The 25,694-nt window shown below is 63.7% G+C and carries 18 protein-coding genes; 3 read left to right on the top strand and 15 right to left on the bottom strand.

Translation table 11 applies throughout. From position 1 onward, the window contains the following. Positions 1-121: 121 nt before the first annotated feature. The 8 genes from pgi to DNK10_RS22955 form a co-directional block, all read right to left on the bottom strand. Positions 122-1,786, bottom strand: a complete 1,665-nt coding sequence (gene pgi / locus DNK10_RS22990; RefSeq protein ID WP_131193156.1) for a glucose-6-phosphate isomerase — start codon at positions 1,784-1,786, stop codon at positions 122-124. Positions 1,787-1,909: 123 nt separating this feature from the next. Next, positions 1,910-2,770 carry a pantoate--beta-alanine ligase gene (gene panC, locus DNK10_RS22985; protein ID WP_131193155.1) on the bottom strand — a complete coding sequence of 287 codons (861 nt, stop codon included), beginning with the start codon at positions 2,768-2,770 and terminating at the stop codon, positions 1,910-1,912. After that, a complete protein-coding gene (panB, locus tag DNK10_RS22980; RefSeq protein ID WP_131193154.1) occupies positions 2,767-3,567 on the bottom strand; it encodes a 3-methyl-2-oxobutanoate hydroxymethyltransferase in 801 nt (266 codons plus the stop codon). The genes panC and panB overlap by 4 nt, the downstream gene beginning before the upstream one ends. 222 nt (positions 3,568-3,789) lie before the next feature. Further along, positions 3,790-4,269 (bottom strand): 2-amino-4-hydroxy-6-hydroxymethyldihydropteridine diphosphokinase, encoded by a 480-nt coding sequence (gene folK, locus DNK10_RS22975; protein ID WP_131179736.1) that lies wholly within the window; start codon positions 4,267-4,269, stop codon positions 3,790-3,792. A gap of 4 nt (positions 4,270-4,273) precedes the next feature. Then, positions 4,274-5,668 (bottom strand): polynucleotide adenylyltransferase PcnB, encoded by a 1,395-nt coding sequence (locus DNK10_RS22970; RefSeq protein WP_131193153.1) that lies wholly within the window; start codon positions 5,666-5,668, stop codon positions 4,274-4,276. A gap of 672 nt (positions 5,669-6,340) precedes the next feature. Beyond that, the gene (locus tag DNK10_RS22965; protein ID WP_131179738.1) at positions 6,341-7,765 is read right to left on the bottom strand and encodes a sigma-54-dependent transcriptional regulator; all 1,425 of its coding nucleotides are present in this window, start codon (positions 7,763-7,765) and stop codon (positions 6,341-6,343) included. Positions 7,766-7,861: 96 nt separating this feature from the next. Beyond that, complete coding sequence (locus DNK10_RS22960; RefSeq protein WP_165493639.1) at positions 7,862-10,816, bottom strand: sensor histidine kinase; 2,955 nt, start codon at positions 10,814-10,816, stop codon at positions 7,862-7,864. A gap of 129 nt (positions 10,817-10,945) precedes the next feature. Beyond that, positions 10,946-11,122, bottom strand: coding sequence for a hypothetical protein (locus DNK10_RS22955; protein WP_042556252.1), 177 nt, complete (start codon positions 11,120-11,122; stop codon positions 10,946-10,948). Between the two features lie 211 nt (positions 11,123-11,333). Here DNK10_RS22955 and DNK10_RS22950 point away from each other — a divergent pair, with 211 nt between their 5' ends. From DNK10_RS22950 to DNK10_RS22940, 3 genes are all read left to right on the top strand, one after another. After that, complete coding sequence (locus DNK10_RS22950) at positions 11,334-14,624, top strand: transglutaminase family protein (protein ID WP_131193152.1); 3,291 nt, start codon at positions 11,334-11,336, stop codon at positions 14,622-14,624. Between the two features lie 300 nt (positions 14,625-14,924). Continuing rightward, complete coding sequence (locus DNK10_RS22945) at positions 14,925-17,417, top strand: circularly permuted type 2 ATP-grasp protein (protein WP_131193151.1); 2,493 nt, start codon at positions 14,925-14,927, stop codon at positions 17,415-17,417. Next, a complete protein-coding gene (locus DNK10_RS22940; protein ID WP_131193150.1) occupies positions 17,414-18,310 on the top strand; it encodes a transglutaminase family protein in 897 nt (298 codons plus the stop codon). Before DNK10_RS22945 ends, DNK10_RS22940 begins: the two co-directional genes overlap by 4 nt. Before the next feature lie 34 nt (positions 18,311-18,344). Here the strand turns inward: DNK10_RS22940 and DNK10_RS22935 are convergent, their stop codons facing one another. From DNK10_RS22935 to DNK10_RS22905, 7 genes are all read right to left on the bottom strand, one after another. Beyond that, positions 18,345-18,638 carry a hypothetical protein gene (locus DNK10_RS22935; protein ID WP_131179743.1) on the bottom strand — a complete coding sequence of 98 codons (294 nt, stop codon included), beginning with the start codon at positions 18,636-18,638 and terminating at the stop codon, positions 18,345-18,347. 162 nt (positions 18,639-18,800) lie between these two features. Beyond that, on the bottom strand, positions 18,801-20,132 hold the full coding sequence (locus DNK10_RS22930; RefSeq protein WP_131193149.1) for a DUF58 domain-containing protein: 1,332 nt from the start codon (positions 20,130-20,132) through the stop codon (positions 18,801-18,803). 25 nt (positions 20,133-20,157) lie between these two features. Next, positions 20,158-21,207, bottom strand: coding sequence for an AAA family ATPase (locus tag DNK10_RS22925; protein WP_131179745.1), 1,050 nt, complete (start codon positions 21,205-21,207; stop codon positions 20,158-20,160). Beyond that, positions 21,204-22,400, bottom strand: coding sequence for a DUF4350 domain-containing protein (locus DNK10_RS22920; protein ID WP_131193148.1), 1,197 nt, complete (start codon positions 22,398-22,400; stop codon positions 21,204-21,206). The genes DNK10_RS22925 and DNK10_RS22920 overlap by 4 nt, the downstream gene beginning before the upstream one ends. Then, the gene (locus DNK10_RS22915) at positions 22,397-23,971 is read right to left on the bottom strand and encodes a DUF4129 domain-containing protein (RefSeq protein WP_131193147.1); all 1,575 of its coding nucleotides are present in this window, start codon (positions 23,969-23,971) and stop codon (positions 22,397-22,399) included. The genes DNK10_RS22920 and DNK10_RS22915 overlap by 4 nt, the downstream gene beginning before the upstream one ends. After that, positions 23,958-24,938: a stage II sporulation protein M gene (locus DNK10_RS22910; protein ID WP_131193146.1), complete on the bottom strand. Its 981-nt coding sequence runs from the start codon at positions 24,936-24,938 to the stop codon at positions 23,958-23,960. The genes DNK10_RS22915 and DNK10_RS22910 overlap by 14 nt, the downstream gene beginning before the upstream one ends. Continuing rightward, entirely contained in the window at positions 24,935-25,660 is a 726-nt protein-coding gene (locus DNK10_RS22905; protein ID WP_131193145.1) for an RDD family protein, read from the bottom strand. The genes DNK10_RS22910 and DNK10_RS22905 overlap by 4 nt, the downstream gene beginning before the upstream one ends. Positions 25,661-25,694 lie beyond the last annotated feature (34 nt).

Below are 25,694 nucleotides of genomic sequence, written 5' to 3'. Positions count from 1 at the left end.
CCGGCGCGGTCGTGCTGAAGCGTCAACAAACCCTAAGGGTAGCAGCCAAGTTTTCAAGAGTGATCGAGGAGTGACGCAAAGTATTGCGGGCGCCCGCCGCCAAGCGAGCGCCTGCAATGGATCAACCGCGATGGCGCCCGCGGAAGTAGTTGATCAGCCCCTGGGTGGAGCCATCTTCGGCACGACTTTCTTCGCTACCGACCATGCGCGAGTAGACGCCCTTGCCCAACTCCTTGCCCAGCTCCACGCCCCATTGATCGAAGGCGTTGATGCCCCAGATGGCGCTCTGGGCGAATATCTTGTGCTCGTACAATGCCACCAGCGCGCCAAGGCGGCGTGGGCTGATGCGTTCGAGCACCAGGGTGTTGCTCGGGCGGTTGCCGGGGATCACCTTGTGCGGCGCCAGGCGCTGCACTTCCTCCTCGCTCAGGCCCTTGGCGCGTAGTTCGGCCTCGGCCTCCTCGCGGGACTTGCCGAGCATCAGCGCCTGGCTCTGCGACAGGCAGTTGGCGTACAGCCACTGATGGTGATCGGACACCGGGTTGTAGCTGACCACCGGGACGATGAAGTCCGCCGGAATCAGTTGGGTGCCCTGGTGTAGCAACTGGTGATAGGCGTGTTGACCGTTACAGCCGACACCACCCCAGATCACCGGGCCGGTTGCACCGCTGACCGGGCTGCCATCCTGGCGCACGCTCTTGCCGTTGGACTCCATGTCCAATTGCTGCAGGTGCTTGGTGATGTTGCGCAGGTAATGGTCGTACGGCAGGATCGCCTGGCTCTGGGCATCCCAGAAGTTGCCGTACCAGACGCCGAGCAACGCCAGCAGCACCGGCATGTTCTCTTCGAATGGCGCGGTCTTGAAATGCGTGTCCATGCTGTAGGCACCGGCCAGCAGTTCCTTGAAGTTGGACATGCCGATGGACAACGCGATGGGCAGGCCGATGGCCGACCACAGCGAGTAGCGGCCGCCGACCCAGTCCCACATCGGGAAGATGTTTTCCTCGCGGATGCCGAAGGCCACTGCGGCCTCACGGTTGCTCGACACGGCGATGAAGTGCCGGTACAGCTCGGCCTCGGAGCCGCCCTGAGCCAGGTACCAGCCACGGGCCGCCTGGGCATTCTTCAGGGTTTCCAGGGTGCCGAAGGACTTCGATGAGACGATGAACAGCGTGGTCTCGGCGCGCAACTTGGCCGACAGCTCATGGAATTCGCTGCCGTCGATATTGGCCAGGTAATGACAGCGCACGCCACGCTGGGCGAATGGCAGCAGCGCCTCGGAGACCAGTTGCGGGCCGAGGAAGGAGCCGCCGATGCCGATGTTCACCACGTCGGTGATGGGCTTCTCGGTGTAACCGCGCCACAGGCCATCGTGAATACGCCCGACCAGCTCGGTCATCTGTTGCAGCACATGCTGCACATGGGGCATCACATCGATGCCGTCGACCAGCACCTTGTCGCCCAATGGCCGGCGCAACGCGGTGTGTAGGGCCGGGCGACCTTCGGAAGCATTGAGCTTTTCACCGTCGAACATGGCGCGAATCGATTGCTCCAGGCCAACTTCGCGGGCCAGCGCCATCAGCAGCGCTATGGTCTCGGCACTGGCCAGGTTCTTCGAATAGTCGAGGAACAGGCCACAGCTACTCAGGGAAAATTGTTCGAAGCGCTGTGGGTTGCCGACGAAGGCATCACGCATGCTGAAGTGCTGCATGGCCTGGCGATGCTGCTGTAGCGCCTGCCAGGTGGGAAGGGCGAGAACATCGAGCGGCTGTCGGTAATACGCCATGGGGCTTCCTTGTTGAGGCATTCGGTTGGCAGGCTTCGGCGATAGATCTACATACCAAAAAGCCCGGCTAATCGTCCGGGCTTTTCAGTGTATCCGGGTTCTTGTACCCGGTGGAGATGGTCGTCAGTAGCCCTGATCCAGAATGAAACTCAAGTTATCGATCAGCCGGGTGTTACCCAGGTAGGCCGCCACCAGCACCACCAGTTCACGGTCGCCAGGGCTGACCGTACGCAGGCTCTGCGCCTCGCGTACTTCCAGGTAATCGGCCCGCAGGCCGGCATCGGCATGCTGGCGCTGTGCCTGTTCGATCAGCGCGGGCAGGTCACGCTCACCGGCCTGGATGGCCTGGGCGATCTCCTGCAGCGAGCGGTAGAGAACGGTGGCGGTATCGCGCTGTTCATCGCTCAGGTAACCATTGCGCGAGGACAGCGCCAGGCCGCTCTCGGCGCGCACGGTTGGCTCGCCAATGATCTGGATCGGCATGTTCAGGTCGCGCACCAGGGTGCGGATCACCGCCAGTTGCTGGAAGTCCTTCTGACCGAACACCGCCAGGTCTGGCTGCACCATGTTGAACAGCTTGGTGACCACGGTGGCGACACCTTCGAAATGACCGGGGCGGCTGGCACCGCACAGGCCCTCGGATACTCCGGGCACGCTGATGCGGGTCTGCTCGCCCATGCCGTTCGGGTACATCTCCTCGACATCCGGGTGGAACAGCAGGTGGCAACCGGCGTTGACCAGACGCTGCTGGTCGGCCTGCAGGGTGCGCGGGTACTTGTCGAGATCCTCGGCAGGGCCGAACTGCATGGGATTGACGAAGATGCTGGCGACGACGAAGTCGGCGCGTTGCGCGGCTTTTTCCACCAGTGCGGCGTGGCCGGCGTGCAGGTTGCCCATGGTCGGCACCAGGCCGATCTGCTTGCCTTCGGCACGTGCCTGGGCAACAGCAGCGCGCAGTTCGCGCACTGTCTTGACGGTATTCATGCGGAGAACCCGTGTTCGGCAGCCGGGAAGCTGACGTCCTTCACCGCTTTCACATAGGCCGCGAGAGCGTCTTCGATGCTGGCCTGACCAGTCATGAAATTCTTCACGAACTTGGCCACGCGGCCGCTCAAGGAAAGTCCGAGCATGTCGTGCAGTACCAGCACCTGGCCGTCGGTCTGCGGGCCGGCACCGATACCGATTACCGGTATCTTGACGGAGCGGCTGATCTCACCGGCCAGATCGACCGGTACGCACTCGAGTAGCAGCATGGCTGCGCCGGCCTGCTCCAGGGCGATGGCGTCGGCGACCATCTGCCGGGCTTGCGCTTCCTGGCGGCCCTGCACCTTGTAACCGCCGAGGATATTCACGGTTTGCGGTGTCAGGCCCAGGTGCGCGCACACCGGCACGCCGCGTTCGGCCAGGCGGGTGATGGATTCGGCCAGCCAGGCTGCGCCTTCGATCTTGACCATATGAGCGCCTGCCTGCATCAGTGCACCCGCATTCTGCAGGGTCTGCTCCAGGGTGGCGTAGGCCATGAAGGGCAGGTCGGCGACGATCAGCGCGCCCCGGTTACCGCGTTTGACGCTGGCAGTGTGGTAGGCCATGTCGGTAACGCTGACCGGCAGGGTACTGTCATGTCCCTGTAGCACCATTCCCAGGGAGTCCCCGATCAGCAGCACTTCTACGCCGGCCTGCGAGCTGGACTTGGCGAAAGTGGCGTCGTAGCAGGTCAGCATGGTGATCTTTTCACCCTTCTGCTTGAGCGCTTGCAGGGTGGTCAGGGTTACATCAGGCATGAACGTATCCTCACTCGGAACCTGTGCGGGGCCTGCTGCTTGCAGGCTCTCGTGGAGCAGATTCTCTCTGGCATCGAAAGGGCAGCCGGGCTGCTTCAATGTGGCCTGTATCGGCCTTTTTGCTCCAGTACGGGGCAATGGGTGGCTATAGTCCCGATGGCAGGGGCCCAAGTCAATCGAATGTGTTACCGCGCTGTTACGACGTTACCGCAGTCGGCAGCGTCAGGGCGCCAGGCGTTCCAGACCCTCGAAGGGGCAGGCCGCCAGCAGCTCGTCGAGGGCACGGCCGTCGGGCAGCTTCAGGCCCGCGGCGATCTCCGCGAGGGGATAGAGAACGAAAGCGCGTGCGTGCATGTGGTAGTGCGGTACGTGCAGACGTGGTTCGTCGATCAGCCGCTCGCCGAATAGCAGGATGTCCAGATCCAGCGTGCGCGGGCCCCAACGCTCATGACGCTCGCGGCCCTGACCAAGCTCGATACCTTGCAGCGCATCGAGCAATTGCAGCGGCTGTAGGTCACTGTCCAGCGCCGCCACGGCATTGGTGTAACGCGGTTGGCCAGGTAACAGCGAATCGCTGGTATAGAAGGAGGAGACTGCCACCAGGTGTGTGTGTGGCAGTTGTTCGAGCGCGGCGAGTGCCTGGCGCAGTTGTTCGGCTGGTGCGGCGAGGTTGCTGCCCAAGCCAATGTAGATGCGTTCCATGGGGTTACTCGCTGGCGGTGCCGCCCTGGGGGCTACGCTTGCGCTTGCCGCCACTGCGCCGCCGCTTGCGGGGAGCGCCGGGCGTATCGTCCTTACTGGACAGGTTGCGAATCATCACCCGACGGTCGCTGTCGCTGGCATCCTGATAGTCCGTCCACCAGTCGCCGAGGCCGTCGGTTTCCTCGCCAGCGCTTTCGCGCAGCAGCAGGAAATCGTAACCAGCACGGAAGCGCGGGTTTTCCAGCAGCAGGTCGGCACGTTTGCCGCTGCGTCGTGGCAGGCGCTCCTGCATGTCCCAGATCTCGCGGATCGGCAGGGTGAAGCGCTTCGGCACGGCGATACGCTGGCACTGTTCGCTGATCAGCTCGTGGGCCGCTTCCTGCATCGCCGGAATCGCCGGCATGCCGCGCTCCTGCAGGCGAACCACCCGCGCCGGCAGTGCCGGCCAGAGCAGGGCGGCGAACAGGAAGGCCGGGGTGACCGGTTTGCCCTGTTGCACGCGCAGATCGGTGTTGTCCAGTGCGTTGCGGATCAGCGTGTCGGTGTATTCGGGGTTGTGCTTCAGCGCAGCGGCACTGGCGGGGAACAGCTGGCCGAACAGGCCGTAGTCCACCAGCAGGTCATAGGTATAGATGGCGTAACCGCTGAGAAACAGCTTGAGCACTTCGTCGAACAGGCGGGCCGCAGGAATGCCGCCCAGCAGAGGGGCCAGGTCATAGATCGGATCGGCGCTGTGTTTCTCGATGTCGAAGTCCAGCTTGGCGGCGAAGCGCACGGCGCGCAGCATGCGCACCGGGTCTTCCTGATAACGCTGTGTCGGGTCGCCGATCAGCCGCACCAGGTTGTTGCGGATGTCGTGCATGCCATTGGCGTAGTCGAGAATCCGCTCGGAAACCGGATCGTAGTACAGAGCGTTGATGGTGAAGTCGCGGCGCTGGGCGTCGTCTTCCAGCGTGCCGTAAACATTGTCACGCAGGATGCGGCCACTCTCGTTACGCGATGCCTGATTGCTGTCTTCTTCCTCGTCACCTTGCGGGTGATTGGCGCGGAAGGTGGCGGTTTCGATGATCTCGCGGCCGAAGTGCACGTGTACCAGCTTGAAGCGGCGGCCAATCACCCGGGCGTTACGAAACTCGGCTCTGACCTGCTCCGGAGTGGCGCTGGTGGCGACGTCGAAGTCCTTGGGCTCGATACCCAGCAGCAGATCGCGTACGCAACCACCGACCAGATAGGCCTCGTAGCCTGCGTTCTGCAGACGCTCGACCACGCTGATGGCGTAGCGGCTGATCTGCCCGCGCTGGATCGGGTGCTGGTTGTTGTTCAGCACGTGCGGCGTACTGTGAGGCTTGTGAGCGCGGCGCAGCGGCGAACGGAAGGACTTGAACAGCTTTTTCAGCATGGAGGGCACTGTATGACGAAATGAGCGGCCAGAATAATGTAAAGGCGCAGAAATAGCGCGGATTCTAGCATTGAGTCGTATGAGGGTGTAAGCGGGGGAGGAAGGCAGGCCGGGGCGGAAGCTACTGGGGGAGCCGAAGCTTCCCCATAAATGTTGCTGCGCGTTTTTTCTTGTTATGCGGGCTTGTTGTTTTTGTTCGATCGCCCGTTCCGGAGTCCATGCTGTCCGGAAAGCCTCCCGATACCGGGAGCAAGAGCAAACGGATTGCTTTGGATGCTGACGCTACCTCGGGTCTTCGACCCAACCAGAACCGGTGCTGTCTATCGACAGTTTTATTGTTCTCTATCTGGTTACGGGGCAAGGCCCCATAAGGAAATCCTCTCCAAAAGAATCAGTTAGCTTCGTCTCCTGCCGTCTTGTTCTTATTGTGCTGGAGTCGTTACGTCTTATTTTTATTGTCGTGGGTCATGCTTGTTATTGTTGTTGTGCCAGAGATAGAGCACGTGGCGTGCCAGGTTTTATTTTCCCTTTAAAAACAATGGCTTGTTGTTTTGTTGCTTTTTCGTGAGCAGAAAAAAGCCGGGGTTCCGTTACCGTAAACCCCGGCTTTGTTACGTCTTGTCATCACTGCGGTAACAGCCGGCCTAGAGCCTTCGCACATTCAGGTACGGATTACTCGCTGGTGACGCTCGATTTGCGCCGTGGAATGCCCAGGCGCTGGCGGCGTTCCCACAGGCATTTGCGGCTGATACCCAGCTTGCGGGCCAGCTCGGTCTCGGTCATATGATCCTGGTGCTCGAGCACGAAGTGCTGGAAGTAGTCCTCCAGCGACAGATCTTCACTCGGATCCTGAGTGGTGGCGTTGACCGCCCCGCTTTGCGGCGGCAGGCCAATGAAGGCGTCGTCGTCCAGGTCTTCCAGCTCGATGTCGATGCCCAGCAGATCGGCGTTGATGGTGCTGCCTTCGCACAGGATCACCGAGCGCTCGATGGCGTTCTCCAGCTCCCGCACGTTACCTGGCCAGCTGTAATGATGGATGGCCTGTTCGGCGTCCGGGCCGAAGTGCAGGTCGCTGCGGCCCATGCGCGTGGATTGACGCAGGAGGAAAGAGCGGGCTATTTCCAGGACGTCGCTGCCACGCTCACGCAGCGGCGGCAATTTCAGGGCGATGACGTGCAGGCGGTAGTAAAGGTCTTCGCGGAACTGGCCGGTTTTCGACAGGGTTTTCAGGTCGCGGTGGGTTGCCGCGATCAGGCGTACGTCGACCTTCTGTGACTGTACCGACCCGACCCGGCGGATTTCGCCTTCCTGCAGTACCCGCAGCAGACGCGCCTGGGCTTCGAGCGGCAGCTCGCCGATTTCATCGAGAAACAGGGTGCCGCCGTCGGCCGCTTCTACCAGGCCGGCGCGGCTGGCGCTGGCGCCGGTGAACGCGCCCTTTTCATGGCCGAACAGTTCCGACTCGATCAGGGTTTCCGGGATCGCTGCACAGTTGACCGAAATCAGCGGTGCCTTGGCGCGCTTCGACAGGTTGTGCAGCGCGCGGGCGACCAGTTCCTTGCCGGTGCCGGATTCGCCCTGTACCAGTACATTGGAATCGGTAGGGGCGACTTTGCGGATCTTGCTATACAACTCCAGCATCGCCGGGCTGGAGCCGATGATGCCAATTTCGCCATTGGCCGCCTTGTCGCCTTTTTCCACCGCGCGGCCCGCGGCAGGGGCGCCGCCTGACGTGCTGCGGGCAGCTTGGCGATCACGCAGGATGCGCGCCACGGCTTGCAACATTTCGTCATGGTCGAAAGGTTTGGCGATGTAATCGACGGCACCCATTTTCATCGAGTCGACCGCCGAGCGCAGGCTCGCGTAGCTGGTCATGATCAGCACCGGAGCGCCCTGGGCCAGCTTGATCAGCTCGGTACCCGGCGCGCCAGGCAGGCGTAGGTCGCTGACTACCAGATCGAACCCCGGAATATCGAAGCGCTCCTGGGCTTCCTGTACCGAACCGGCTTCGCTGACCTGGTACTGGTTACGTTCAAGCAGGCGACGCAGGGCAGTGCGGATGATGGTTTCGTCTTCGACGATCAGGATATGAGGCATTTAAACGAATTCTCTCGACGGTCTCGGAACCTGCTTCCACGGTGCCTGCAGCCAAGCCGGGCCACACGCGTCGCCGGGAATGCGGTTCTTCGGTGTTTAGGTTGCCAGTGGCATTGCCTCGAAATGCCGAGGCAGCGTCACCCTGATACGGGTGCCACGTTGCTGCTCGGGGTCAATCGGGCTGTCGATTGTTATCTGGCCATAATGCTCTTCCACGATGGAATAGACCAGCGCGAGGCCGAGTCCGGTTCCTTTGCCAGGATCCTTGGTGGTGAAGAACGGCTCGAACAGCCGATCTATCACGCCCTTGGGAATCCCGCTGCCTTCGTCCTCTACGATCAGGTCGATGGTGTGTTCCGACGCTTCGCTGCGCACGCGGATGGCGCCGCCGGCTGGCGAGGCGTCGCGGGCGTTGCTCAGCAGGTTGATCAGTACCTGGGCAAGGCGCTGAGGGTCGCCCTCCGCCCAATGTTCGGGCTTGCACAGGTTGAAGAATTGCACGTCCACACTGCGCCGGTTAAGGGCCAGCAGACCGATGGCTTCCTGGGCGATTTCAGCCAGGCAGACCGGCTCGTCGGCCCGTTGATGATTGCCGGAGTGGGCGAAGTTCATCAGTGAGTGGACGATGCGCGTCACCCGCTTGGTCTGTTCCAGAATCTGCCCGCTGATTTCGGTCAGTTCGGTGTCGTCTTCGCGTTCTTCGCGCAGGTTCTGCGCCAGGCAGGCGATACCGGTGATCGGGTTGCCGATTTCGTGAGCGACACCGGCAGCGAGGCGACCGATGCTGGCCAGGCGCTCGGAGTGCACCAGCTTGTCTTCGAGCATCTGGGTTTCGGTCAGATCCTCGACCAGCAACACCAGGCCGCTATTGCCGGGCGCCAGCGGTTCGTCGATCGCGGCTTTGTGCAGGTTGAGCCAGCGGATCTGGCCGTCCAGGGCCAGGCGCTGCTTGTGCAGGTGTTCGTCGGGTATCTCGATGAAGCGCTGCAGCAGATCGCGCCAGGGCTCGCCGAGGGTCGACAGGCGCGAGCCGACGATGCGCTGTGCGGGGATCTCGGTGAGTTCTTCCATGGCTTTGTTCCACATCAGGATTTCATGATCCTTGGCCAGGGAACAGACGCCCATGGGCAGTTCCTGCAGGGTCTGGCGGTGGTAGCGGCGCAGGGCATCGAGTTCGGCGGCAAGGCCGGTGAGGCGCGAGTGATAATCCTCCAGGCGGCTCTCGATGAAGTGGATGTCCTCGGTAACGTAGCTCTCGCTGCCGGATTTGTAGGGCAGGAAGGATTCGATGATGTCCTGGGCCACGCTCGGGCCCATCAGCCCGGACAGGTTGGCTTCCAGGCGGTCGCGCAAGCGGCGCAGCGCATAGGGGCGGCTCTCGTCGAACGGCAGGTGCAGGTCGCGCAGGGCCTGCTCGACTTCGCGCTGGGCGGTCTTGGCGCCCAGTGGCTTGGCCAGTTGAGTGGCGAATTCCTGGGGCGACAGGGCCAGCAGCTCACGGCGCTGCGGACGGCGCACGTTGTCCACGGCGCAGGCTTCGGCGGCACTGTCCTCTTCCGGGCTCGAGTCGGTGAAGACCGAGACCAGCGTGAACACCAGCACGTTGGTCGCCAGGGAGGCGATGGCCGCCAGGTGCCAGCTGCTGTCATCCAGTACGTAGACCAGATCCAGGATCGGTACATAAAGGCCGGGCAGGGTACCCAGCAGTGGCATCAGCATGCTCACTGCCCACACCGCGATGCCCGCCAGCAGGCCGGCGATGAAGCCGCGACGGTTGGCGGTCGGCCAGTACAGCACCGAGAGCACGCCCGGCAGGAATTGCAGGGTGGCGACGAAGGATACGATGCCCAGGTTGGCCAGTTCCTGCTGGGCATCGAGCAGGTTATAGAACGCGTAGCTGGCGAGGATGATGGCGACGATCAGGGCGCGGCGCGTCCATTTCAGCCAGCGGTAGATGTTGCCCTCGGCCGGTGGCTGGTACAGCGGCAGCACCACGTGGTTGAGCAGCATGCCCGACAGCGCCAGGGTGGTAACGATGATCAGGCCACTGGAGGCCGACAGGCCGCCGATGTAGGCGATCAGCGCCAGCGTCGGGCTGTCCACGGCGATGCCCAGACCCAGGGTGAAGTACTCCGGGCTGGTGGTCGAGCCCAGGCGCAGGCCGGCCCAGAGGATCAGCGGCACAGCCAGGCTCATCAACAGCAGGAACAGCGGCAGGCCCCAGCTGGCGCTGACCAGGGCACGCGGGTTGAGGTTCTCGGTAAAGGTCATGTGGTACATGTGCGGCATGACGATGGCCGAGGCGAAGAACACCAGCAACAGGGTGCGCCACGGGCCTTCCTGCAGCGGCGTATGCAGGCTGGCCAGGGCCGCCTGGTTGAGCACCAGCCACTGTTCCAGCTCGCGTGGGCCGTCGAATACCGCATACAGCGCGTACAGGCCGATGGCGCCCATGGCCAGCAATTTGACGATCGACTCAAAGGCGATGGCCAATACCAGGCCCTCGTGCTTCTCTCGGGTTGCCAGGTGGCGGGCGCCAAAGAGAATGGTGACCAAGATGAACAGGCCACAGAACGCCAGGGCGATCTGCGGTTGCACCGGCTCGCGGGTGAGGATGCTGATGGCATCGGTTACCGCCTGGATCTGCAGTGCCAGCAGCGGCAGCACGGCAACCAGCATGCAGATGGTACTCAGCGCACCGGCCCAGGTGCTACGAAAGCGAAAGGCGAACAGGTCGGCCAGGGACGACAGTTGATAAGTGCGGGTGATGCGCAGAATGGGGTAGAGCAGCACCGGCGCCAGGAGAAACGCACCCGTCACGCCCAGGTAGCTGGCGAGAAAGCCATAGCCGTATTGGTAGGCCAGGCCGACGGTGCCGTAGAAGGCCCAGGCGCTGGCATACACGCCCAGCGACAGGGTGTAGGTCAGCGGGTGCCGAATGAGTCGGCGTGGAATCAGGCCACGGTCAGCACACCAGGCAACACTGAACAGCACGAGCAGGTAGGCGGCGCTGACCAGCATCAGCTGGCTAAGGCTAAAGCTCATCGGCATCACGTTGGCTCTGCGAGTGAAGGTGAACGGGCAGTCGGCGGGTTACACCGCATCAGGTCAGAGCTCGTCTGCATCGCGCTGGCTCTGCGAGTAAAGGTAAACGCGATCACCGGATTGCCCCTCGCCATGTCAGAGCTCGTCTGCATCGCGCTGACTCTGCAGGATGAAAGTCACCACGATGAGGATCAGCCACAGCATATAAGGCCGGTACCAGGCGCCATTGGGGTCGATCCACCAGTCCATGATGGCGGGCGAGAACAGGTAGATGCCCACTACCAGGATCAGAACCAATCGATAGATATACATGCCGCGTCTCGCTACTGAATATGCCGATGGTAACGGAAGCGCACTGCGCTGGCTAAGGTGCTGTTATGGTGCGTAGTGTTCGTCGTGGGGCGTGGTCTGCCCCATGTTGGGGCCAGGTCTTCGTCAAGGCGTTCACCCCGCCGCCGCAGGCTGGCGCTGGCACAAGTCTTGCGCCGTTATCGTTATCGCCCAGGCTTGCAGGAGGCCCGCCGTGTCCATTCATGTCGCGCTGCACCACATCACCCATTATCGCTATGACCGTGCCATCAACCTGGGGCCGCAGATCATTCGATTGCGCCCGGCACCTCATAGCCGCACGCGCATTCTCTCCTATTCCCTGAGCGTCGAGCCGGGCGATCACTTCATCAACTGGCAGCAGGATCCCCAGGGCAATTACCTGGCGCGCCTGGTGTTTCCGGAGAAGACTCGCGAACTGCGTGTCGAGGTGGATCTGGTCGCCGAAATGGCGGTGTTCAACCCCTTCGATTTCTTCCTCGAGCCTTATGCCGAACAGATTCCCTTGACCTATACGGCAGGCGAGCAGCGCGAACTGGCGCCCTATCTGGTCAAGCTGCCGGGCGAAGCCCGCTTCGCCGAGTACCTGGCGAGCATCGACCGCACGCCAAGGCCCAGCGTGGATTTCCTGGTAGCCCTGAATCAGCGTCTGGCCGCCGACATCGATTACCTGATCCGCATGGAGCCGGGCGTGCAAACGCCCGAACAGACCCTGCTCAATGCATCCGGTTCGTGCCGCGATTCATCCTGGCTACTGGTGCAATTGTTCCGTCACCTGGGCCTGGCTGCGCGTTTCGTCTCCGGTTATCTGATTCAGCTCAGCGCCGACGTCAAATCCCTGGATGGCCCGTCGGGCACCGAGGTGGATTTCACCGATCTGCACGCCTGGTGCGAGGTGTACCTGCCGGGCGCAGGCTGGATCGGCCTCGATCCCACCAGCGGGTTGTTCGCCGGTGAGGGCCACATCCCGTTGGCGTGCAGCCCGGAGCCCTCATCGGCGGCACCGATCAGTGGGGCGGTGGACGAGTGCGAAAGCGAATTCAGCCATGAGATGCGCGTGGAGCGCATCTGGGAAGCGCCGCGGGTGACAAAACCCTATAGCGACAACCAGTGGCGTGACATCGTCGAGCTGGGTCGCCGTGTCGACGAAGACCTGCAGGCCGGCGACGTGCGCCTGACCATGGGCGGCGAGCCGACTTTCGTCGCCCTCGATTACCCGGATGACGCCGAATGGAATACCGCGGCCCTGGGGCCGAACAAGCGCCGTCTGGCTACGGATCTGTTCCTGCGCCTGCGTGAGCACTACGCGCCGGCCGCCCTGGTGCACTTCGGGCAGGGCAAGTGGTACCCGGGCGAGCAGTTGCCGCGCTGGTCGCTGAATGCCTTCTGGCGCCGTGACGGTCAGCCGGTCTGGCAGAACGCCGAGCTGCTGGCCGACGAAGGGCGCGACTATGGCGCCGACGCAGAGCTGGCCGCGCGCTTTCTCGCCAACCTGGCCGAGCGCCTGGGTGTCGATGCCGCGCACAGCTTTCCGGCTTTTGAGGATGGCCTCTACTACCTGTGGCGCGAGGGGCGTTTGCCCGACAACGTCTCGCCCGAGGATTCCCGACTGAGCGACCCGCTTGAGCGTGAGCGCCTGCGCCAGGTGTTCGAACAGGGGCTGGATCGGGTGATCGGTCATGTCCTGCCGTTGGCGCGCGATACCCGCAGGGCCGGCTGGCGCAGCGGTTGCTGGTATCTGCGCGATGAATATTGCCGCCTGGTACCTGGCGATTCGGCCCTGGGCTACCGCCTGCCACTGGATTCGCTGCCATGGGTCAAAGCCGAGGAATACCCCTACGTGACACCGGCCGACCCTTCCCAGGTGTTCGCGCCGCTGCCGGCCGCTGCCGAGCTGCAGTACCAGCAGCGCGGGGTCTGGAATGGCGGCCGAGGCAATGCGCCAGGCAAACCCAAGCGCGGTCAGTCGGCAGCGGATGTCGTGCGCACCGCACTGTGCGCCGAACCCCGCGATGGCCGCCTGTACCTGTTCATGCCACCGCTGAGCGATCTCGAAGACTATCTGGAGCTGGCTGCCGCCATCGAGGAAACCGCTGCCGAACTGGATTGCCCGGTGCTGCTCGAAGGCTATGAGCCGCCGAACGATCCACGGCTGCAATTCTTCCGGGTTACGCCAGACCCTGGTGTGATCGAGGTGAACATCCATCCGGCGGCCAGCTGGGACGAACTGGTCGAGCGCACCGAGTTCCTTTACGAGCAGGCGCGTCAGTGTCGCCTGAGCAGCGAGAAATTCATGATCGACGGCCGCCACACTGGCACAGGAGGCGGTAACCACTTCGTCCTGGGTGGCGCCACGCCAGCGGATTCACCGTTCCTGCGCCGCCCCGATCTGCTGCGTAGCCTGATCAGCTATTGGCACAATCACCCGTCGCTGTCCTATCTGTTCTCCGGGCTGTTCATCGGCCCGACATCCCAGGCTCCGCGGGTCGACGAGGCGCGTAACGACGCCCTCTACGAGCTGGAGATCGCCTTTGCACAAATGCCCGAAGCGGGCCGCGAGTGTCCGCCCTGGCTGGTCGACCGCCTGCTGCGCAACCTGCTGGTAGATGTCACCGGCAACACCCACCGTGCCGAGTTCTGCATCGACAAGCTGTATTCGCCTGACTCGGCCTCCGGGCGCCTCGGCCTGCTCGAACTGCGTGCTTTCGAAATGCCGCCCCACGCGCAGATGAGCCTGGCGCAGCAACTGCTGCTGCGGGCGCTGATCGCGCGGTTCTGGAAGGAGCCATACCGGCCCGCGCGCCTGGTGCGTTGGGGAACCGAGCTGCATGACCGCTTCTTGCTGGCGCACTTCGTCGAGCAGGATTTCGCCGATGTGCTGCAGGAGTTGACCGCCTTCGGTTATCGCCTGCGCGCCGACTGGTTCGCCGCGCATTTCGAGTTCCGTTTCCCCAAGGCTGGCGACTTCAACGTCAAGGGCATCGACCTGGAACTGCGCCAGGCGCTGGAGCCCTGGCATGTGCTGGGCGAGGAGGGTGCAGTGGGCGGCACGGTGCGCTATGTCGACTCGTCCCTCGAACGGCTGCAGGTCAAGGTCAATGGCCTGACCCCGGATCGCTACGTGCTCACCTGCAATGGCGTGCCGGTGCCGTTGCACGCGACGGGCAAGGTCGGCGAATTCGTCGCCGGAGTGCGCTTCCGCGCCTGGCAGCCAGCGGCCTGCCTGCAGCCGACCATCGGTGTGCATGCGCCTTTGATTTTCGACCTGGTGGACACCTGGATGAACCGCTCCATCGGTGGATGCCAGTATCATGTCGCCCATCCGGGCGGGCGCACCTATGAAAGCCTGCCAGTGAATGCCTATGAAGCCGAAAGCCGGCGCCTGGCGCGCTTCTTCCGCCTGGGACACAGCCCCGGCAAACGCGCGCCGCTGACGCCAATCAGTAATCAGGAACTGCCGATGACCCTGGATCTGCGCCGTATCTAAGAACCTGTTTAAAGTCTGCTGCGCGTCGGCACTGCCGCGCGCTCGGCAAGCCGCTTGCGGCTAACGCACGTTAGTGCGGCCCCGAAGGGGCGAGCGAAGCGAGTCATGCTCATTTACACGTAAACTCGAACGCGAGCCCAGTTCGCTTCCTCGCCTGTTTTGACCAGCCTGAGGCTGTTACTACGTAGCGCCTTGCATTGCTCGAGCTCGCGAGACTTTAAACGGGTTCTGATGGCGCAGGTTCCGCTTTTATCTCGCAACGCCTACGCTAAGCCCACGAAAGACAGCACCGAGATCTTGATGCCTGACCTGCTCGCCGATTACCCACCCAACGATGCGGCTTATGATGAACTGCTCGACGCCAATGGTCAGGTGCGCCCGCACTGGCGCAGGCTGCTGAGCCAGCTACAGCGCAGCCGCCCGGCGCAGTTGCAGCAGCGTCAGGCCATGCTGACCCGGCAGATCCAGGAGAACGGCGTTACCTATAACGTCTACGCCGATCCTGATGGTGCGGATCGCCCCTGGGAGCTGGATCTGCTGCCCAACCTGATTCCTGCAGCCGAGTGGCAGACCATCGCCGCTGGCGTGGCGCAACGTGCGGCGCTGCTCGACAAGGTACTGGCCGACCTCTACGGCCCGCAGCAGTTACTGGCCGACGGCCTGCTGCCGCCGGAGCTGGTCTTCGGTCACGAGAATTTCCTCTGGCCATGCCAGGGGCTGCAGCCACCGGGCGGCACCTTTCTGCATGTATATGCCGTGGATCTGGCGCGGGCGCCCGATGGCCGCTGGTGGGTAACGGCGGATCGTACCCAGGCGCCTTCCGGTGCGGGTTACGCCCTGGAAAACCGGCAGATCGTTTCCCGCGCCTTTCCCGAGCTGTACCGGGATCTCGGTGTGCAGTACCTGGCCGGGTTCTTCCGCACCCTGCAGGACACCCTGGCACGCCTGGCACCGGCCGATGGCGAGACGCCGCTGGTGGTAGTGCTGACCCCCGGGCGATTCAACGAAAGCTACTTCGAGCACCTGTACCTGGCCCGTCAGCTCGGCTATCCGCTGGTCGAGGGCAGCGACCTGACCGTGCGCGACGCCACCCTCTATCTCAAGACACTCGCCGGGTTACGCCGCGTGCATGCGGTTCTGCGTCGGCTCGACGACGACTTCTGTGATCCCCTGGAGCTGCGCACCGATTCCGCACTGGGCGTACCCGGCCTGCTGGAGGCGGTTCGTCAGGGCCGGGTGCTGGTGGCCAATGCCCTGGGCAGTGGCGTGCTGGAAGCGCCTGGGCTGCCGGGCTTCCTGCCGGCGATCAGCGAGAAACTACTGGGTGAGCCGCTGTTGCTGCCCAGCATCGCCAGTTGGTGGTGCGGCGAACCACCGGTACTGGAGGAAGCGCTGGAGAAACTGCCAGAACTGCTGATCCGGCCGAGTTTCCCGTCGCAGAGTTTCACCCCGGTGTTTGGCCGTGATCTGGACGCAACGCAGCGTACCGAACTGGCCGCGCGTTTGCGTTTGCGCCCCTACGCCTATGTCGCTCAGGCGCTGGCGCAACTCTCCCAGGCGCCGGTCTGGCAGGCCGAAGAGGGCAAGCTGCAATCACGGGCCATCGGCATGCGCGTGTTCGCCGTGGCCAGTGCCGACGGTTACCGGGTGATGGCGGGCGGCCTGACCCGAGTGGCCGCGGAAGCCGATGCCGAGGTGGTGTCGATGCAGCGTGGCGGTGCCAGCAAGGACACCTGGGTGCTCGGCGAGCGCCACGGCCCTGGTGAGCCGTGGCATGGTATGCGCCCGTTGGGCGCCGCCGACCTGGTGCGCAGCGACCCCTATCTGCCGTCGCGGGTGGTGGAAAACCTGTTCTGGTTCGGTCGCTACAGCGAGCGCTGCGAGGACAACGCGCGACTGCTGCGCATCATGCTTGGCCGCTACGTCGACGACGATGACGACCCGCAGGCTCTGGAGGCTGCGCTGTATCTGGGCGAAAGTCTTGGCCTGCTACCGGACGAAGAGCACGGCGCGCTGGATGCACGGCTGCTGGAAGCGGTGCTCGGCGCCGAATGGCCAGCCAGCCTGCGTACCAACTTGCAGCGCCTGCAATGGACCGCCGGCAGCGTACGCGGCAAGCTGTCCCAGGCCAACTGGCAGGCGCTGGTGGAGCTGCAGCGCGACGCGCAGAATCTGGAGGTTCGTGGCGGCGATTTCGGTCAGTTGCTGGATTTTCTCAATCGTCTGCTGATGTCCCTGGCGGCGCTCTCCGGGTTCGCACTGGACGACATGACCCGCGACGACGGCTGGCGCTTTCTGATGATCGGCCGCTGCATCGAGCGCCTGCAGTTTCTCTGCGACAGCGTCGGTGGCTTCCTGCGTGGCGGCACGCCCGATGATCAATCGGCTCTGGAGTGGTTGCTGGAACTGGGTAACAGCAGCATTACCTACCGCACTCGCTACATGGCTTCGGCACAACTCATTCCGGTACTCGATCTGTTGCTGCTCGACGAGCAGAACCCCCATGCGGTGCTGTTCCAGGTACGCATGCTGTTGCGCTCCCTGGAACGCCTGGCCGAGCGCTTCCACTTGCCCGAGGCACCGGCGCTGGCGCAGCTCGAACGGCAGTTGAGCGCTGTCGATCTGCGCAGCCTGGAAAACCCGCTGTTCGGCGCGCGGGGGATTCGCGCGGTACTCGACGGCCTGGCCGACCTGCTCGAAGCCGTTGCTCAGGCATCCGGCAAGGTGTCGGATGAACTGGGCCTGCGCTTTTTCGTGCACGTCGCCGCCAGCCAGGGAACCCGGTCGTCATGAGTGTTCGTTATCAGGTATTGCACGACACCCATTATCGTTACACCTCGCCGGTGTCCCTGGCTCAGCAACTGGCGCACCTGTGGCCGCGTGACTGTGCCTGGCAACGTTGCGAGGAGCGCCATCTGCAGATCACCCCGCAGCCCTGCCAGCGTCACGATAGCGTCGATGTATTCGGCAATCCGCTGACCCGCCTGGCCTTCGAACGCCCCCATGACGCCTTGAAGGTCTGCGCGAAGCTGAACGTCGAAGTGCTGCCGCGGGCCTATCTCGATCTGCAGGATTCGCCATCCTGGGAGTCCACCTGTGACGCCCTGGGGTATCAGGGCCGGCCCTGGGAGCCGGAGCTGCTGGATGCCACGCGCTATCGCTTCCAGTCACCTTACGTGCGTTTGAAGCGCGCCTTCAGCCTGTTCGCCGACGACTGTTTTCTGCCCGAACAGCCGCTGCTGTTATCGGCGCGCGCGCTGATGCAGAAAATATTCGACGAGTTCACCTTCGACGCCGAAGCCACCCAGGTGGCGACGCCCTTGCTCAAGGTGCTCGAGGAGCGCCGCGGGGTCTGTCAGGACTTCGCCCACCTGATGCTCGCCTGTCTGCGTTCCCGTGGTCTGGCGGCGCGTTATGTCAGCGGCTATCTGCTCACCCAGCCGCCACCCGGGCAGCCGCGGTTGATTGGCGCCGATGCGTCCCACGCCTGGGTGTCGGTGTATTGCCCGCGCAATGGCTGGGTGGACTTCGATCCGACCAACAATATCCTGCCGGCGCTGGAGCACATCACCCTGGCCTGGGGCCGCGATTTTTCCGATGTTTCACCCTTGCGTGGGGTGATCCTCGGCGGCGGCGATCACGATCCTGAAGTACAGGTGACGGTGCTGCCTTTGCCGGCGAACTGAGCACCGCAGCCCGTCGAATGGCGGGCTGCGGGTGTCAGCCGAGTATCACGCGAATGACCGCGATCAGCTGGAAGGCACAGAAGAAGCCCAGGGCGATGCGCATGGGTTTCGACAGATTGCTGCCCAGGCTTTCCCGCAGCGGCTGGAGCATGAACCGGGGCGTCAGCGCCAGGCCGATCACCAGCGACACCACGGCGAACATCGAAAAGAACTCGCTGCTCATCGGCGGTACGCCCGATGTGAAGCCGTACAGCAGGCAACCGATGGCGACGGCGAAGAAAGCCCCGGAAATCAGGCGCTCCTTGGGTGTCCAGGAGGAAAAGTTCACAGGCGTATGCTCCACAGGCGAAATCGATGGGGCGCAGTATAAGGAATGGCGCGTTTCAGGGCAGTAGCCAGAAACAAACAACCCCCTGTGGTTGACGCAGCGAAACCCAGGGAACGATCTTCCGGGTATCGCTGCGCTCCATCCGGGCTACCAGGAGCGGCTCTACAGCACCCCGGCCTTTTTCCACGCCAGATAACGGTTGACCAGCTCCGGGCCGAGTTCGCCCGGGCGGGCATCGAGTACCGGGACGTTGTGAGCGGCCAGACGCTCGTGCAGAGTGTTGCGTGCGTTGAGGTAGTCCACGGCGCCGCAGTAGTTCAGCGCCGACTCGTAATCGTGCACCTGAGTGTGGCGCAGGCTGTCGAGCACTTCTTCGCGCAGGCTGGCGATCAGTACCCGGTGCCTGCGCTCGAGGCGTTTCACGGCGCCCAGCAATTGCTCGTCGTCTTCATCACGCAGGTTGGTGATCAGCACCACCAGGGCGCGGCGACTCTGGCGGCTGAGCAGGGTATCCACCGCGATGGCGTAGTCGGCAGGACGCTGGGTGCTCTGCAGGTCGTAAACCGCGTTGAGCAGCACATTGACCTGGGCCTGGCCCTTGACCGGCGCCAGGTAGCGGCTTTGCTCGCCGGCGAAGGTCATCAGCCCCACGGCATCGCCCTGACGCAGAGCCACGTAGCTCAGCAGCAGGCTGGCGTTGAGGGCGTGATCGAAATGCGCCAGCTCGCCGTCCTGGCTGCGCATGCGTCGGCCGCAGTCGATCAGGAACAGGATCTGCTGGTCACGTTCGTCCTGATACTCACGGGCGATGGGCGTGCGCTTGCGCGCGGTGGCTTTCCAGTCGATCTGGCGCAGCGTGTCGCCATCGCGGAACTCGCGCAGTTGATGGAATTCCTGACCCAGACCGCGCCGCTGCTGCTGGCGCACACCCAACTGGCTGACCCAGTCGTCCACGGCCATCAACTGCGCGCCGTACAGGCGGGCGAAATCCGGGTAGACGCGTGCTTCGTCGCGCACGTCCAGGTAGCGTCGCGACTGCCACAGGCGCAGCGGACTGGGCAGGCTGATCTCGCAGCGTGGAAAGACGAAATGGCCACGTACCAGCGGGCGAACCCGGTAGCTGAAGGTGGTCTGTTCGCCCGGTCGCAGTTCGACCTGCTGTGGTAGATGCTCGACGGCCATGTCCTGCGGGACATGATCGAATACCTGGAGGTGCAGCGCACGCGAGTAGGCATGATGGGCCGTCAGTTGCACATCGCTCCAGCGACCCAGCGGCAGGTTGCCCGGCAGGTGCCTCTGCAGGCGTGGCGATGGTTGGCGGTACAGGCGCAGGGCGTCGACCAGCGCGGTGCCTGCGAGCACCAGCAACGCGCCCCACCACAGGGCAACGAGGCGCTCCGGGACGGCAACGGAGAGGGCATCCAGCGCGCCGAGGACGATGGCGACCACCAACAACCCGCCCAGCAGGCGGAGCAGAACGGAGGAGGGCTTCATGCCGCGTTATCCCGGATCGAGGTGTTCATAGACGGGGCGCGGGAACCTGGTCGAGCAATTGCAGCAGAACCTGATCGATGGACAGCCCTTCGATGTCCAGCTCAGGCGACAGGCGTACGCGGTGGCGCAGCACGGCCAGGGCGCAACCCTTGATGTCATCGGGCAGCACGAAGTCGCCACCGCGCAGCAGCGCGCGCGCGCGAGCGCCGCGTACCAGGGCGATGGAAGCGCGTGGGCCGGCACCGATGGCCAGGCCCGGCCAACTGCGGGTCGCACGGGCCAGGCGCACGGCGTAGTCGAGTACCTGCTCGTCGAGCGGCAGGTCGCCGGCGATCTTCTGCATGATCAGCACGTCCTTGGCCTGCAGCAGCGTACGCAGTGGTGTGACTTCGAGCATGTCGGCCTTGGTCGAGCGGGTTACCTGGCGCACCATGCTCAGCTCTTCATTCTGCTCGGGATAGTCCATGTGCAGCTTGAGCATGAAACGGTCGAGCTCGGCTTCTGGCAGCGGGTAGGTGCCTTCCTGTTCGATGGGGTTCTGGGTGGCCAGCACCATGAACGGCAGCGGCACCGCCAGAGGACGGCCTTCCAGGGTCACCTGGCGCTCCTGCATGACTTCCAGCAGGGCGGCCTGGGTCTTGGCCGGTGCGCGGTTGATCTCGTCGGCCAGCAGCAGGTTGGTGAAGATCGGCCCTTTACGCAGCTTGAACTGCTCGCTTTGCAGGTCGTACACGGCGTGGCCGGTGATGTCGCTGGGCATCAGATCCGGGGTGAACTGGATGCGCGCGAACTCGCCACCGAAGCAGCGGGCCAGGGCGCGAACCAGCAGGGTCTTGCCCAGGCCGGGCACGCCTTCGAGCAGCACGTGGCCACCGGCGATCAGGGCGGTGAGCACATCGTCGATCACTGCCGTCTGGCCGATCACGGCCTTCTGCAGTTCCAGGCGCAGGGCCTGGGCCAGTTGGCTGGCGCGTTGGCGCTGCTGGGCGATATGGCTGGCGGCCGGCGCGGCAGCGGCTTGGCTGGCAGGTTCGCTGATCGGACTGCTCGGCTGGTCGGGCGTGTGTTCGCTCATAGGGCATTCCTGAGTGTTTGCAGGTGGGCGACCTGACGGGTGAAGTCGTTGGCGGAAAGACGTTTCTTGCTCAGCGGACGCATGGCCTGGCTGATAGCGGTAGACGGTTGGCGGCTGAGGCGGCCGAGAATCTGCCATTGCTCGGCGACCCCCAGACGCTCGAAGCCGGGATGACGGCGACGGGCGCGGCGCAGGATGTCCTGCTGCAGATTGTTCAGCAGGCGCTGCTGGCCCCCATGGCGCAGCAGGAAGTCGGCCGCGCCGCGCAGATGCTCCTGAAGTTGCCGACGGCTCGCTGGCTGTGGCTGCAGTAATGGGCCCTGACGCTGGCCAACGTGCCACAGCACCAGCGCCACCAGCAAGCCGAGGGCCAGCAGAGCCGGAGCGAAATGCCGCTGCAACAGGGTCAGCAGGTTGTCGCGGTCGGCGTTGTAGACCAGGGTCACGGCGCTGTCCTGGCTCAGGTACCAGAGCAGCCAGGCGTTGTCGTGATCGGCCAGGTTGGGGTTCTGCCAGATCCACGCATCGGTGACGACGCTGATCAGGCCTTCGCCGTGATAGATCTGCAGCAGGTGCGTGGCTTCGCCGCTGTTGGCCCAGACGTGGGCAAGGTTGTTGGCGTCGTAGAGGTGGAAGTCGGTATCGAAGTCGATATAGGCCGGCGCCTGCTCGTTCTCCAGATAAAGCTTGGTCAGCTCCGGGTAGGCATCCGTCGACTCTTCTTCGCTTTCTTCGCCGGCCGAGTCCGAGGTTTCCTCGTCATATTCGTCGAGTTTCTCGACCGGATACTGTTGCACGCCCAGGGCATCGAGCAGCAGGTCGCCGCTCTTGCCTTCCTCTTCGTCCCACATGCGCTCGGCGACGAACAACAGGTGGCCACCCTGGGCCGCCCACTGCAGCAGGCGCTCGCTCTGCCGCGGCGTCAGGTTGCTACGGTTGCCGAGCAGCAGCAGGGTATGCCCGCGGCTGGGTAATGTGGCCAGGCCGGCGAGGTTGTCGGCACGCGCCACCTCGAGGCCCTGCTTACGCAGAAAATGTTCAGCAGCCATGTAGGGGTTGGCACGCGCCTCCGGGGATGGCCCGTGGCTCACTACATCTTCGTAGGGCTCGGCGCGGCCCAGCAGGTAGCTGCCGAGCAGACCAAGGCCCAGCACCAGCAATGCGCCGAGGACGAAACGTGCGGTACGGTTCATGACCGGCCACCCTGTTCGACCAGGCGTCGCCAGTCATTGCACAGTACGGAGCTCAGCTCTGCCGGCGGCAGGCGATGGCCGTAAGCGAGGTTCTGCCAGTGACGGGTCAGGGTCTGGCTGAAGATGCTCAGTTCCGGATCGTCGAGGCCGTCGACCAGGGGCAGTACCTCGGCTTCGGTATGGGAGCTCTTGAGCGGCAGTTTGTGGTCGTGAATCAGGCGGCTGAGCAGGGCGCGGTAGAGCAGGCCCAGCGCTGCGCGCGGATCGTCCTGCCAGAGTCGTTCGACGGTGCTGGCGATATCATCCGGCAGGCTCTGCGGCACCACTTCCAGGCCAAATAGCTGGTTCGGCGCTTCGCTTCTTTCGGGCATCCGCAGCCGTGCTCGGCCGGCGAAGGCGCTCAGCCATTCGCGGTAACGCCAGATCACCAGACCGATGCTGCCAATCAGCAGCGCCCATAGCAGGGCCTCGAAGAACAGGGCGATGCCTTTCAGCGCGCTCCAGTTCTCGACCATCTTGAACAGGGCTTCCAGCGCCTTGGCCAAGTCCTCCGACGACTCTTCCTCGGCCTTCTCGGTGTCGTCACCGAAACGCCAGCGAGTCACTGTCTCGCGGTTCTCGAAGGGCGGCTCGTCGAGAATCGCCAGCACGGATTCGCGCGAAGCCTCGCTGGTCAGCGGTTGGGCGAGCAGCCGTGGCGCTTCCGGGCCATTCGGGTCTTCACTGGGCAGCGGGCAGCTGTGCGCTGTGTCTGCGAAGGCTGGTGTGGGGGCGTGCAGCGCTAGCATGCCGAAGCCCAGCAACAGGGCGTAGGCGACGCCGGTGAGGCGCTGGCGCAGGCGGCGGAACGTCAGCTCGATATCCCAGCCCTCCAGAGCGGTACGGCGGTTCAGGTACAGGCTGAAACCGCAGGCGACGTAGATCGGCTCCCAGAAAACCAGCAGCAGGACGTAGAACAGGTTGGACAGATGTTCCAGCCAGAACCATTGGCTGGTATCGCCACTGATCAGGCTCTGCCAGTCCCACTCCGTTTCCATCTGTGCGGGCAGCAGCAGGTACACCAGGCTGCCCAGGCCGATCCACAGAGCGACCTCCAGATGTACGCCGACCAGAGTCAACCAGGTCGCGGCGCCGGCATCGCGTTGTGCCAGCACGTTCAGGCGTTGCGTGCGTGCCTTGCCCTTGAGGCCTTCGAGCTGCAGTACCGGTAGGTCGAAACTGCGAGTGGGGCTGAGGCGGCGCCAGGTCAGGCTGGCCAGAAGTTGCGGTTTGAGCAGGCCGGGAAAGGCTTTGAGCGCCTGCTTCAGTGTCGGCGTTTCGCCGAACAGGGAACGCGACAGGATGTACAGCGGCAGCCGTTCATAGGCCGGCTTCAACCACCAGAAAATGAATATGGCCCACGACGGGTACTGCCACAGCAGCCCACAGAGCACGGCGAAAATCGGCAGGGTGACGACGGCCCAACTGGCCATCAGCAGGCTGCGATGGCGGCCGGCCATGAGGACGCCGAGATCCATGGCTTCCCAGGGCGTGCGCGGGCGGATCGCCACGCTGGCGTCAGTCAGGCGCATGCTGCCCCCTGCCGGCCAGACACAGGTAAGCCAGCACCAGCGCCCAGAGTCCGGCGCCAACCCAGTATTTGATATGGGGGGTGGTGAAGGTCATGGAGGACCAGTAGGCCTCGATGAAGGCGGCGATCAGCAGAAACAGTGCAGCGCCGCCGAGCAGCCTGACGGCGCGTATTGCCGCCAGGCGCAGCGCTTCACCACGAGGCAGGCGGCCGGGAGCGAGCAGCGCCCAGCCCAGCTTGAGGCCCGCGGCGCCGGCCAGGGCGATGGCGGTCAGTTCGAAGGCGCCGTGGCCGATCACGAACGACCAGAAGGTTTCGCTGTAGCCCAGCTGCGTCAGGTAACCGGCCACTGCACCGATCATCAAACCGTTGAATAACAGGAAGAACAGGCTGCCGACCCCGAACAGCAAGCCGCTGGCGAAGGTCTGAAAGGCGATGCCGATGTTGTTCATGATGTAGTAGCCGAACATCATCCAGTCGTCACCGGAGTCGCGTTCGCCGAAACGTCCCAGGCGCGTGGTATCGGGATCGTACATGCTCTCCATCTCGCTGACGCGGCTGGGATCCATGACGCTGTAGACGAGATCGGGAAACAGGTAAACGAGCACGCCCATCAACGCCAGGCTGCCGAAGAACAACAGGCTGGCGATCGTCACCAGGCGCCATTCCTCGCGCACCAGACGCGGAAAACCGGCCAGCACGAAACCGATCAGCTGCGGCCCTATGGCGCTGCGGTGACGATAGAACTGCTGGTGGCCTCGCAACGCCAGTTGTTGCAACTCATCGATCAGGTGGTTGCTGTAGCCGCGCTCCCTGGCCAGAGCGAGGTGCTGACACAGGCGTCGGTAGTCGGCGGCGAAGGTGCGGCTTTTCTCCGCATCGGCACTGCCTTTCTCCAGTCGATCCAGCTGCTCGGTGAATGCCTGCCACTGAGGCTGGTGCCGGGTTTCGAAAAGACTCTGTTTCATGTCGGGCCCAACAGACTGCGGGCAATACCGTTGATCCTGCTTTCCGCGTGCTCGGCACCCACTTGCAACGGTTCGGCGAGAATGGCGGCCAGCTCGGCCCGCCGTGCAGTCGACAGGCGTTCGCCGCGCTCGGCGAAGGCGAGCATGGCGCGCTGCTCGGCGAAGTCGAGAGGGAAGGGCGCACGCTGCGCTTCGGCCTCAGGCAGGTTGGGGCGCTCGATGGGCTGATCGCGATAGACCACCAGGGTACCGGCGGCAATGTCGCCAAGGCGTTTGAAGGCACGGTTGCTCAGGCAGCTGATGATGCCCAGGGTGTAGGCGAATGGCAGCAGGTCGACGAAACGCAGCAGGTTGCGGGTCAGCGACGCTGGCCAGCCAATTGGTGTGCCGTCGTCATGCACCACGCGCAGGCCAAGCATTTGCTTGCCTGGCGAACGTCCCTGGTTGAGCACCTCGAATAGCACCATGTACCACCAGGTCACCAGGAACAGCATGATGGTCGCAATGCCCATGCCGAGTTGGCCGAACAAGCCCAGAGTCAGGTAGACGACAGCGAGAATCGTGCCGCGGATCAGCAGGTCGATGGTAAAGGCCAGCGCCCGTGGTATCAGGCCGGCTGGTCGCAATGCCAGATCGATGCCTTCCGGAGTTTCCACCTGATAGCGCGTGTCCAGCACCGGCTGCTGTTGTCGAGTGAGAGGGGAAACAGAGGAAGGTGGCATCGTCACGTCGTATGAGCAAAGCCCGATGCTAGCC

Origin of the sequence: Phytopseudomonas daroniae (genome assembly GCF_004327275.1) — a bacterium.
GTDB lineage: Bacteria > Pseudomonadota > Gammaproteobacteria > Pseudomonadales > Pseudomonadaceae > Aquipseudomonas > Aquipseudomonas daroniae.
This window is presented reverse-complemented; position numbering and strand designations above follow the sequence as displayed.

Coding starts and splice junctions, on each gene's coding strand:
- DNK10_RS22905 (WP_131193145.1), bottom strand. CDS start 25,660: ATGCCACCTTCCTCTGTTTCCCCTCTCACTCGACAACAGCAGCCGGTG.
- panB (WP_131193154.1), bottom strand. CDS start 3,567: ATGCCTGATGTAACCCTGACCACCCTGCAAGCGCTCAAGCAGAAGGGT.
- DNK10_RS22960 (WP_165493639.1), bottom strand. CDS start 10,816: ATGCCGATGAGCTTTAGCCTTAGCCAGCTGATGCTGGTCAGCGCCGCC.
- DNK10_RS22945 (WP_131193151.1), top strand. CDS start 14,925: ATGCCTGACCTGCTCGCCGATTACCCACCCAACGATGCGGCTTATGAT.
- DNK10_RS22965 (WP_131179738.1), bottom strand. CDS start 7,765: ATGCCTCATATCCTGATCGTCGAAGACGAAACCATCATCCGCACTGCC.
- DNK10_RS22970 (WP_131193153.1), bottom strand. CDS start 5,668: ATGCTGAAAAAGCTGTTCAAGTCCTTCCGTTCGCCGCTGCGCCGCGCT.
- panC (WP_131193155.1), bottom strand. CDS start 2,770: ATGAATACCGTCAAGACAGTGCGCGAACTGCGCGCTGCTGTTGCCCAG.
- folK (WP_131179736.1), bottom strand. CDS start 4,269: ATGGAACGCATCTACATTGGCTTGGGCAGCAACCTCGCCGCACCAGCC.
- DNK10_RS22940 (WP_131193150.1), top strand. CDS start 17,414: ATGAGTGTTCGTTATCAGGTATTGCACGACACCCATTATCGTTACACC.
- DNK10_RS22925 (WP_131179745.1), bottom strand. CDS start 21,207: ATGAGCGAACACACGCCCGACCAGCCGAGCAGTCCGATCAGCGAACCT.
- DNK10_RS22920 (WP_131193148.1), bottom strand. CDS start 22,400: ATGAACCGTACCGCACGTTTCGTCCTCGGCGCATTGCTGGTGCTGGGC.
- DNK10_RS22930 (WP_131193149.1), bottom strand. CDS start 20,132: ATGAAGCCCTCCTCCGTTCTGCTCCGCCTGCTGGGCGGGTTGTTGGTG.
- pgi (WP_131193156.1), bottom strand. CDS start 1,786: ATGGCGTATTACCGACAGCCGCTCGATGTTCTCGCCCTTCCCACCTGG.
- DNK10_RS22915 (WP_131193147.1), bottom strand. CDS start 23,971: ATGCGCCTGACTGACGCCAGCGTGGCGATCCGCCCGCGCACGCCCTGG.
- DNK10_RS22910 (WP_131193146.1), bottom strand. CDS start 24,938: ATGAAACAGAGTCTTTTCGAAACCCGGCACCAGCCTCAGTGGCAGGCA.
- DNK10_RS22955 (WP_042556252.1), bottom strand. CDS start 11,122: ATGTATATCTATCGATTGGTTCTGATCCTGGTAGTGGGCATCTACCTG.